At 47.8% G+C, this 9519-nt stretch carries 10 protein-coding genes; 3 read left to right on the forward strand and 7 right to left on the reverse strand.

Annotated elements, in window-relative coordinates; all coding sequences use genetic code 11:
* Nucleotides 1–409: 409 nt before the first annotated feature.
* A complete protein-coding gene (locus IGR76_10180; GenBank protein MBF2078863.1) occupies nucleotides 410–1870 on the forward strand; it encodes a sugar transferase in 1461 nt (486 codons plus the stop codon).
* A 136-nt stretch (nucleotides 1871–2006) separates the two neighbouring features.
* On the opposite strand, the gene IGR76_10185 is transcribed toward IGR76_10180, so the two are convergent.
* The 4 genes from IGR76_10185 to IGR76_10200 form a co-directional block, all read right to left on the reverse strand.
* Nucleotides 2007–2363 carry a carbon dioxide-concentrating mechanism protein CcmK gene (locus tag IGR76_10185; protein ID MBF2078864.1) on the reverse strand — a complete coding sequence of 119 codons (357 nt, stop codon included), beginning with the start codon at nucleotides 2361–2363 and terminating at the stop codon, nucleotides 2007–2009.
* A gap of 270 nt (nucleotides 2364–2633) precedes the next feature.
* Nucleotides 2634–2945 carry a BMC domain-containing protein gene (locus tag IGR76_10190; protein MBF2078865.1) on the reverse strand — a complete coding sequence of 104 codons (312 nt, stop codon included), beginning with the start codon at nucleotides 2943–2945 and terminating at the stop codon, nucleotides 2634–2636.
* 56 nt (nucleotides 2946–3001) lie between these two features.
* Complete coding sequence (locus IGR76_10195; GenBank protein ID MBF2078866.1) at nucleotides 3002–3589, reverse strand: hypothetical protein; 588 nt, start codon at nucleotides 3587–3589, stop codon at nucleotides 3002–3004.
* 303 nt (nucleotides 3590–3892) lie between these two features.
* Nucleotides 3893–4087 carry a hypothetical protein gene (locus tag IGR76_10200; GenBank protein ID MBF2078867.1) on the reverse strand — a complete coding sequence of 65 codons (195 nt, stop codon included), beginning with the start codon at nucleotides 4085–4087 and terminating at the stop codon, nucleotides 3893–3895.
* 292 nt (nucleotides 4088–4379) lie between these two features.
* Here IGR76_10200 and IGR76_10205 point away from each other — a divergent pair, with 292 nt between their 5' ends.
* Nucleotides 4380–5453: a hypothetical protein gene (locus IGR76_10205; protein MBF2078868.1), complete on the forward strand. Its 1074-nt coding sequence runs from the start codon at nucleotides 4380–4382 to the stop codon at nucleotides 5451–5453.
* An 84-nt stretch (nucleotides 5454–5537) separates the two neighbouring features.
* Here the strand turns inward: IGR76_10205 and IGR76_10210 are convergent, their stop codons facing one another.
* Nucleotides 5538–6431, reverse strand: coding sequence for an ABC transporter permease (locus IGR76_10210; GenBank protein MBF2078869.1), 894 nt, complete (start codon nucleotides 6429–6431; stop codon nucleotides 5538–5540).
* A gap of 256 nt (nucleotides 6432–6687) precedes the next feature.
* Nucleotides 6688–6783, reverse strand: coding sequence for a cytochrome B6 (locus tag IGR76_10215; protein ID MBF2078870.1), 96 nt, complete (start codon nucleotides 6781–6783; stop codon nucleotides 6688–6690).
* A gap of 179 nt (nucleotides 6784–6962) precedes the next feature.
* Here IGR76_10215 and IGR76_10220 point away from each other — a divergent pair, with 179 nt between their 5' ends.
* Complete coding sequence (locus IGR76_10220; GenBank protein MBF2078871.1) at nucleotides 6963–8087, forward strand: 3-dehydroquinate synthase; 1125 nt, start codon at nucleotides 6963–6965, stop codon at nucleotides 8085–8087.
* Between the two features lie 131 nt (nucleotides 8088–8218).
* Here IGR76_10220 and IGR76_10225 read toward each other — a convergent pair whose 3' ends face one another.
* The gene (locus tag IGR76_10225) at nucleotides 8219–8998 is read right to left on the reverse strand and encodes an RNA polymerase sigma factor SigF (GenBank protein MBF2078872.1); all 780 of its coding nucleotides are present in this window, start codon (nucleotides 8996–8998) and stop codon (nucleotides 8219–8221) included.
* Nucleotides 8999–9519: the final 521 nt, after the last annotated feature.

Raw genomic sequence — 9519 nt, forward strand, 5'->3', positions numbered from 1 at the left:
TCGATCCAGAAGGTGAGGCTTCCCCTAGCCTTCAATCCAGCGTTATACTCTGACCAGTTGCGGATGCGGTATTGAGGTTTCATGGCAGGTTTTATGTGTGGTAACTGAAATTTACCATGCCTCTACCCTTCCGCAACCCCTCTTTCATGCAACAACGCCAGTTAAGACTACTTTTGTCAGATTTAGTTAAAAAACACCAACTTAGAGCATTTGAAAGCTCAATATGTAGATACCTAATGATAGAAATACTGACACTTCTAAGCATTAAAAAGTTTGAAAACTCATTTTTAGATGATTAACATTTCAACATACTGTTAACTTTGAAATTTCAATAAAATTCATCTATTCTTTAAATTTTACAGTAGAACTAATCGGTTAAATTCTATCAGTAGGTAGATTTTAAGTAACTATGCTAAAAAAATTATTGACTGACTCAAATAATATCAGTTCATTAAAGCAGAGTATGAGAACGGATCTTCGTTCACCTACTGTCTCTCAAATCAGTCGGGGTAGTTGGATTCGACAACTAAGAATCCTCTCTCTACTGGTTCTAGATATAGCACTTCTAATAGCCGCACGATGGTTTGCAGAAAGCTGTGGAACAGACTGGAATCCATTATGGAACACCCAAGACAATCACTCATTCCTGATAACTTTAGTGGCGTTACAAGTTTCACTGATGGCTGCTTCGGGATTGTATAAAGCGGGAGATGCTCGCCGAAACTATTTAGCTATTTTTAAATCGTTAACTATAGCGAACATTCTAACTCTACTGACAGCTTTTCTGTATATTCCAGATGCTTTATTTTCGCGCTCAACGTTTCTACTCTCCTGGCTTCTAAGTATCATCTTTGTTTGTTTAGGGCGAGTGCTTATTGACGTATCAGCTAGGGTAATTCGTCATCGAGGGGCAATACGTCACCCTGTTTTTGCGTTTTGCCATCCAGATGACGCTGAGAGTATAGCCTCACTTTTGAAACAGGAAGACTATTATCGATTTGCGGGTTGGGGAAACATTGATCAGCTAGAAAGTGGAGATCCGGCCAATATTCTTAACCAGATAAGTCAGATGGGTGTTTCTGAAGTATATGTGTGTTCGCGATCGCCCATTCAGAATCCAATGTATTTGTATTGGTTAATGCGTAACTCTGGGATTACCCTCTATTTCCTATCGATTGGATTAGAACCTTTGTTTCGGAAATCGGAGTTTTCGACCGTAGGTGGAGTTCCTTGTATCCGATTTGCACCGCCGACAATCACTGGACTTGATTTTAAGCTCAAGCGAACATTTGACTTTATACTTGCGTCTTTACTTATTACACTAGCATCTCCAATTTATTTGGCGATCGCCCTTTTGATTAGGCTCGATTCACCAGGGCCAATTCTTTATAAACAAACACGCATCGGGCTACACAACGAGCCGTTCAAAGTTTGGAAGTTTCGAACCATGGTGCAAAATGCGGCTGAGTTACAGAAACAGCTAGAAGCACAGAACCAAAACAAAGATGGTATTCTGTTCAAAATTAAGGACGATCCCCGAATCACCAGAGTAGGCAAATTCTTACGGCAATATAGCTTAGATGAGCTTCCTCAAGTCTTCAACGTATTGTTTGGAGAAATGAGTTTTGTTGGCCCTCGTCCACTGCCTACTAGGGATGTTGAAAAGTTTGCTGAGCACCACTTCATCCGTCATGAAGTTCTCCCTGGAATTACTGGGCTTTGGCAAGTTTCAGGACGCTCCGATATTGACAACTTTGAGGATGTTTTGCGACTGGATACGCGTTACATCGAGAATTGGTCGTTGTGGTTAGATCTACAAATCATTTTTAGGACGGTTCAGGTCATGCTACAGAAGGCGGGAGCCTATTAGCTTGGATTGGCATAGGGTGATCGGATGAGTATTGCCTATCCGAGCGAACAAAAATGCGGAAGCCAAGATTTGAACATTCCGCATTATAGACAATGAATTTTTTTCGAGAAAATTTAAGTCTTAGAGGGTTAATTCCCTACATAGAACCGTTTGCAGGGCCGAGAATGCGAGGATTGCTGACAGCACTGCGGAATTCCTCCACACTATCGCTGTAACCAATGGGGAGAACACATTCCACGTTCTCGTGGGGACGAGGAATAATAACCCACGTTTCCAATGCGCCACCGTAAACTTTATCAACAGCGGCAATCCCCGCTTCCATCGCGGTTTTAACTTCTGATACGTCTCCGCGAATGTTAACCGTGAATCGGGCGCTTCCAGCACGGATGTAGCCCACCAGCGTTACGCGACCTGCTTTAACCATCGCGTCGGCTGCTGCTAACACACCGGGAAATCCTTTTGTTTCTAGCGACCCAACTGCATCCAGTGACATCACCGCTTTCCTGCTCTTTATGAATCGTGAGATGGATGATCCGACATGAGCGATCGCCCAGTGTTACCGATCCAATCCCTTGTATAAACCCTAATCAATTGTACGAGGCTAATGCCGAATTTTAGCGAAGATTCCGTATTATGTTCAGCATCGAAATATAACTATTTACTTAGGGATTGTATAGTTTTATTTATAGGTTTTATCGTTCAGATAGGTAAGCGATCGCACCTGTAGATTAAGCGATCGCTCCTCAGCTCAGCGAACTAAGCATCACAAAAATCGGAATTGCTCCACGTCCTCGGTGTACTCAATGGGAAGTACCGCCACAACATTTTCAGGGGGATTCGGCACGATGTAGTAGTGCTCAACGACACCACCAAAACACTTCTGAGCGGCCTCTACGCCTGCATCCACTGCTGTGCGAACTTCTTGGACACTGCCCCGAATGGCAACCATAAAGTTGGCACGTTCTGCAAGATCATAGTGAACAAGCGTCACTTGCGCCGCCTTGACCATGGCATCTGCTGCTGCCAAAACGGCAGGAAACCCTAATGTTTGAATAACCCCTACAGCCTCTGGCATTGTCCTACTCCCTACAGCGAAACGAATTGCTACTTAATCGCAGTCCTGCTTCATCACTATACCTTGATTGAACCGGGTTGCGACATGGCGGCAATGATTCGGATGCAGCCAGAGTCAGGTTGTGCCCACTGATAGTGGCAGGTTTTAGGATCGCCCCAGCATAAACTAAGGTAAATCTCGGTTTGAGCCGCATCGACTTCCGCCCATTCCGTCTGCCGCACCAGTTCCTCCACATAGGCGACTGTAATGTGCTGAGGATCGTAGCCAGCCAGCCAGAAGGTCATGCCCTGCGTTGCTTGACGCCAAAACACTAGAACGTCTTCCCTGGCTTGGACTAGAACCTCTTTATCACTGGGAATGGGAATGAGTTGATTGTGCAATTCGGGCGATCGCACGCTATGAGTCTGAAATCGTCGTACTTTCCAGATCAGTCCGGAAACCTGATGGTCTAGCTGGTATTGATGGATTTGATCGCGGAAATCTTGGTAGGCAAATACTTTGCTGAGCTTTTCTGATCCTAATGCCTTAGCAATTACCGAATTTTCCAAGCGATCTTCGGAGGACAAGAGGACACGCTCGCCCTTCCAGTGCGCTCTTAGCTCCTGATCAAGAATGTGAATCAGCTCATCGGTGGTGTATGGCATCGGCTCACAATCACATGGGGGTAAGACAATAGGACGCAGGATACACATGCCCAGTATAAAAGACTTTTCCAATGCCTCCGTGGATGTGCAGAAGAATCTTATCCCAACTCCTACGCCCGTACCGTTACCGTTGAAACACTTGCTGCATACACCCAGAGCTTATATCAGTTTTGAGTTTTGAGCTGACGATGCGTTGTGTCATCAGCGATTCTAGTATTTGAGCTGTAGCTGCCATTTCAGAAATCGGTATTCGATCCCTAAACGATACAACGGTGAAACCCAATCCGTTGAATTTGACTGAAATTAGTCTAGATATCCCAATAGATCGTCAATATCATCCGTTACGTTGTCGGCAACAGGGCGATTTCCTGGCAAGGGAGCAGGCTGTAGATATGTCGGGGAAGAGGCTTTTGTGAGGGCGATCGCCGCATCGGATGGGGAGACGGGTGAAGACGTAACGGCGTCCGGTGTGACAGTTTTTTGATCGTGAGCAGGCATGATCATTCCTTCCCGTTGGCGTATGCGACCTATCTATCGTATCGTGTTAAACCTTCCTCTAGTTCGGATTTTAGGTGAAACGTAGAAGACCGTCATTAGGGCAGCCGTTTCCAGAGTAGGCCACTTTTTAGATTGGTTCGGAACTGTGGGCAAGACGAACGAGTCATACTTGCTATGACATGTGTGAATCAGGCGGAGTGTGGTTACGGGCAAGTTGACGATTGTTCAACCCATCTAACTCGGCAAAGCAGCCAATCACATCACTACGGTTCATAAGAACAGGGATAAGAACATGGGACTCTTTGATATTAATTTGGGCGGACTAGTCGATGATCTCACCGACTTTTTAGACGATGCCGACATTGTAGGTTTTCTGGATGATCTGAAGTTCGATCGGTTGAATATCCTTGATCTCGGTAATTTGTTCAACGGATTTGGGAGCTTGGTACTGCTGAGTAGCTTGGATTTAGGAGATCTACTATTTGATGTTGCGCTGGATAACGAGATTTTAGATCTGGCGGATGTGTTTGATACGCTCCTCAATCTAGGAGATATTGGCTCCGTAGATTTGGGAGATCTTGGCAATGATTTGAATGATCTCCTGGATGGATTGAGTGATACCAAGGTTTTGAAGAAGATTGAATTGGTTGATCTCTTTCAAGGTCTTTCCATAGACACCCTAACCAATCTCTTTGACAAGCTAGCGATTAACGATCTCTTTGACAATGTGGGGGACGTGGTTGGCAATCTCAAAGATGGCGACATCGCTGATGTCATTGATGATCTAGACCTGCTGGATGGCGTCGGCAGCGTGCTAGATGCGCTCAACACAGCCGATCTTTTGGGAGATTGGGAAATTATCAATATGAATCGGGGTAGCGATCGCGGCGATCGCCTCACCGGAAGCGATATCAGCGAGTTTATCCTAGGATTATCGGGCGCGGATAAGATTCTGGGGGGTATTGCCGACGATATTATTAACGGTGGCAAAGGTAACGATCGCATCTTCGGTAAGACTGGTAATGATATCCTCGCAGGGCTAACGGGTAAGAATAGCCTCGTAGGGGGGGATGGAGATGATGTGCTGATTGCGGGGGGACGGCGCGATCGCCTTGTGGGTGGTAGCGGCAAAAACTGGTTTGTCTTTGATGGCAAAGGCAAGAACCACCTCATTAAAGACTTCAAGCTTGGCAAAGATTTGCTGGCATTGACCGATAACATTAATCTCGATGATCTGGGCATTACCCAACACGGCCGAAATGCGCTTGTAACCGTGGGTAAAACGACTCTAGCCCTAATCAAAGGCATCGAGGCTGACAGCCTGAGCGTTAACGATATTGTCCAAATCGCCAGCGATTTCATTTAGTGCTGAACGAATTTGGGTTTAGATACATCTTCGCCATCGGAGTCATCAAGCTTCGATGGCGAATTTGTGCTTTTGCTTCATGGCTCATTCGTGGCTCATCCGGGGATCGAGGGCATCCCGGAGTCCATCGCCTAATAAGTTAAAGGCCAACACCATCAGCGTGATAAATAGCCCTGGAAACACGATCGTCCACGGCGACGACAGGGAGTATCCACCCTTGAAAGCATCGGAGAGCATGGTACCAAGTTCGGGCGTTGGCGGTTGAGCCCCTAAGCCTAGAAACCCTAAACCTGCGGCTTCTAACGTTGCCGTGCCTGTGGCTAGGGTGGCCTGAACGATAATGGGCGCGAGACTGGCGGGTGGGATGTGGATGAAGATGATGCGGCTTGATCGGGCACCGAAGGCGCGCACAGTTTGCACAAATTCCTGTTCACGGAGGGACAGCACCATACTGCGGGTCAGCCGGATAAACTTGGGAACTTGCACCAACCCCACTGCCATCATAACGCTGCTGCTGCTGGGGCCAGTAATGGTGACTAGGGCGATCGCCAGTAGAACCGACGGAAAGGCCAGCATAACATCCGTGATCCAATTAATGCCTGCTTCCAGCCAGCCCCGAAAGTAGCCTGCCATGAGTCCCAACAAGACTCCGATGACCAGTCCAATCCCGACTGAGACCACGCTAATCACCAGCGATATTCGCAGTCCGTACCAAACCAAGGTCAAAATATCGCGCCCCAATCCGTCCGTGCCAAACCAGTGCTCGAGCGTCGGTGGGTTGAGGCGCAGCGCATAGTTGCGATCGCTTGCTGGATTGTAGGGATTGAGCACCGGAGCGGCGATCGCCGCTAGCAGAATCAACACGGTCAGTCCTAACCCGATCATGCCAGAGCGAGATTGTCTAAAGCGTTGTAAGGCTCGCTGTTCCCAAAATTGCGTCCAACGGGATGAACTTTGTACGTCTGGGGACACCGTCATTTGTGAAGACCTGTTTTGCCGAACACCACCGCGACTACAGCGCGGAATCACCTGATACGCTCCTTTCGAGAGAGGAATCTAGCATTATGACCAGTGGTAGGTCAGTCCCCCTATCCAATCCGGTTTATCAATGATCCAGGCCGGGTGCGTAGGGCAGGTTTTGCAATCAGAATCCTGATATTAGCTAGGTTCTGTCGGCTAAACCCGCCCGTACAAACAATCAGTATTCAAGCGGGCTGATATGACCTGCAACGGGTTAGATTAGCTTAACGGCTCTTAAGGTGAAGTACAGACCAATTGCCAAGCCCAAAAATCCCAAGTAGATGAATGAGTAGCTAAACAGGGCAGCCATCTAAAAATCTCCTGTAATTTGACAGTTTTATACAACTATTCAACCACTTTGTGGAGACTCGATGCACAGCGATCGCCGCAAATCTGCACACCTTTCAGGTTTGAACCCTAGACCGAGATGCGGTTGCCTCCCGTTGTGAAGTAGAATACTGCCCACAGAGGTCTAACAGGTAGGTCGTTATGGGAGTCGTTCAAGAGAAGTCCGTCATCACCGTTGAGTTGCCGCAAAATCCCTACGATGTGGTGATTGCACCGGGCGGATTGGATCATCTGGGCGCTTGGATTCTCGATCACGGTAAGCAGCGAAAGTTGGGTAAAAAGATGCTGCTGGTGTCTAACCCATCGGTGTTTGATCTCTATGGACAGCGGGCGATCGCCTCTCTAGAACAGGCTGGCTTTGATGTTGCCTATCATCTGATTCCCGATGGCGAACCCCACAAAACCCTAGCCTCTGTGGAAGGTATTTACGATGCCGCCTACGCCCATCGGATGGAGCGCTCGTCAGCGATTGTTGCTCTGGGGGGCGGCATTATTGGCGATATGTCGGGGTTTGCAGCGGCAACCTGGTTGCGGGGCATTCAGTTTATCCAAGTGCCGACCTCGCTACTGGCGATGGTGGATGCCTCGATTGGTGGCAAAACGGGGGTGAATCATCCCCTGGGCAAGAACTTGATTGGCGCATTTCATCAGCCTCGCCTGGTTTTGATTGATCCGCAAATGCTGGATACGCTTCCGGTACGGGAGTTCCGAGCTGGGATGGCAGAGGTGATTAAGTATGGGGTGATCTGGGATGCGGATTTATTCGAGCAACTAGATGCAACGGCGGATCTCAGCGAGTATGCGGCTGTCCCGGTTTCACTACTGCAAACAATCTTGCTGCGCTCCTGTCAGGCGAAGGCGATCGTGGTGAGCAAGGATGAAAAAGAGGCCGGATTACGCGCCATTTTGAACTACGGACACACCATCGGCCACGCCATTGAGAGTATTACCGGATATACGGCTGTAACCCACGGCGAGGCCGTTGCGATGGGAATGGTAGCAGCGGGTGAAATTGCGGTGCAGTTGGGCATGTGGTCAAAGGCATTGAGCGATCGCCAAACTGCCCTGATCCGCAAGGCTGGATTGCCTGCCCATAGTCCGGCAGGTTTAGACCATGATCAGCTTGTTACCCTCTTACAAGCAGATAAAAAGGTCGAAGATGGAAAGGTACGCTTCATTCTGCCTACGGGTATTGGAACAGTTGAGATTGTGAATGAAGTATCTGCGGATGTCGTTAGACATGTCTTAAGGCAAATTGAGGCATAGAAGAATTGGCCGTAACACTGATGCAGACGTGCGTCTAGCAAACCTTCACCCAGAAAATGGATGCACCGTGAGGCAGTAAAAACGACAACGCAGTGCATTCATGATCAACGTAGAGTTTGATGTTCGAAACGTTAGGCTTCTGAATAAGCTCTCATCATCGTCTTCAACATTTTGAGTCCTTTTTTTACCTGGCGAGAGACGGTAACCGAGCTAATTCCTAAACGCTCAGCCGTTTCCTTTTGGGTTAAATCATGCAAAAACACAAACTCCAGGACGTCGCGAGTGCGTTGCTCAAGCTGTACCAATGCCTGTTGTAGCCGGATGCGATCTTCCTGCGCCAGTTGAAAGCTCTTGTATTGAGAATCGGGCAGCATTTCACCCAGAGACACGGATGCTTCATCCTCATCGCTCATGGGAGCGTCAAGGCTTAGGGGGGAGCGATTGCGGGACGCTAATTTGATTTCTTGCCATTCTTCGGCGGAAATGCCGATCGCATCTGCAATTTCAACGTCCGTCGGTTGACGATGTAGCTGTTCACGCAAGTCACGGGTGACGTTTACAGCCTGGCGCTGGAGCATCTGCCAACGACGCGGAATCCGCACAGGGCTGCCTTTATCTCGAAGATAGTGCTGAATCTCACCGCGAATGTAGGGAATAGCAAAGGAACTGAACGCATGCCCTTTGGTCATATTAAACCGCTCGATTGCCCGGATTAGACCCAGCGTTCCAACTTGTAGGAGATCGTCGTAGCTTTCGGTACATTGATTAATCCAATGGTGAGCCTCGCGCCGTACCAATCCGAGGTTCATTTGCACAAGCTGATTGCGGAGGTCTGCTGAAGGACAAGTGTGATACTGCTTCAGCAGTTCTAAACTTTCGCTTTTGAGTTCCTGGGTTACAGTATTAGCCATAATGAGCAATGACGAAATCAGGGGACGTTACGCACGTTTCTAAAACAAGGGGCTGAAACCGTCGTATGAACCGGGTACGATGCTAAAAGTGGATACTGAACTAAAAAGCTACCCTGATGATGTTCGAAAAGGTGGTGCTTCTCAACGGGTGGAGATGCAGATGAAACGGTGTACTAGCGCTTAGTAATAGACCGGATTGAATTGAATTTGCAGTTGGAAATCTCCAACGTTGAATTATTCAAACTCCAATCACTCAACAGCCCTCTTGCATTTGCACATCTAAATTATTCGCTTATGATACTGCCTCACAACGGCATTTCTACGGAGAGACCGAGAGTCGATCACAGAGTTTCATCTCTATATGAGTTTTTTATCCTCCCTTTAAAGATCTGCAATCTCCGACTACTAAACTTTAAATGAGTACCTCGATTAATTACCCATACGCAAAGTTTCGAGAATCAGAAGTAATGAACTACCCCGCCGCAAGCGGACGGGGTATCAGAATCAAAAAAGAGCAAGTT

Source organism: Synechococcales cyanobacterium T60_A2020_003 (genome assembly GCA_015272205.1).
Taxonomy (GTDB): domain Bacteria; phylum Cyanobacteriota; class Cyanobacteriia; order RECH01; family RECH01; genus JACYMB01.

Excerpts from the sequence above, each read along its gene's own strand:
- IGR76_10210 (MBF2078869.1), bottom strand. The coding sequence starts at position 6,431 with ATGACGGTGTCCCCAGACGTACAAAGTTCATCCCGTTGGACGCAATTT.
- IGR76_10180 (MBF2078863.1), top strand. The coding sequence starts at position 410 with ATGCTAAAAAAATTATTGACTGACTCAAATAATATCAGTTCATTAAAG.
- IGR76_10205 (MBF2078868.1), top strand. The coding sequence starts at position 4,380 with ATGGGACTCTTTGATATTAATTTGGGCGGACTAGTCGATGATCTCACC.
- IGR76_10195 (MBF2078866.1), bottom strand. The coding sequence starts at position 3,589 with ATGCCATACACCACCGATGAGCTGATTCACATTCTTGATCAGGAGCTA.
- IGR76_10200 (MBF2078867.1), bottom strand. The coding sequence starts at position 4,087 with ATGCCTGCTCACGATCAAAAAACTGTCACACCGGACGCCGTTACGTCT.
- IGR76_10220 (MBF2078871.1), top strand. The coding sequence starts at position 6,963 with ATGGGAGTCGTTCAAGAGAAGTCCGTCATCACCGTTGAGTTGCCGCAA.
- IGR76_10225 (MBF2078872.1), bottom strand. The coding sequence starts at position 8,998 with ATGGCTAATACTGTAACCCAGGAACTCAAAAGCGAAAGTTTAGAACTG.
- IGR76_10185 (MBF2078864.1), bottom strand. The coding sequence starts at position 2,363 with ATGTCACTGGATGCAGTTGGGTCGCTAGAAACAAAAGGATTTCCCGGT.
- IGR76_10190 (MBF2078865.1), bottom strand. The coding sequence starts at position 2,945 with ATGCCAGAGGCTGTAGGGGTTATTCAAACATTAGGGTTTCCTGCCGTT.
- IGR76_10215 (MBF2078870.1), bottom strand. The coding sequence starts at position 6,783 with ATGGCTGCCCTGTTTAGCTACTCATTCATCTACTTGGGATTTTTGGGC.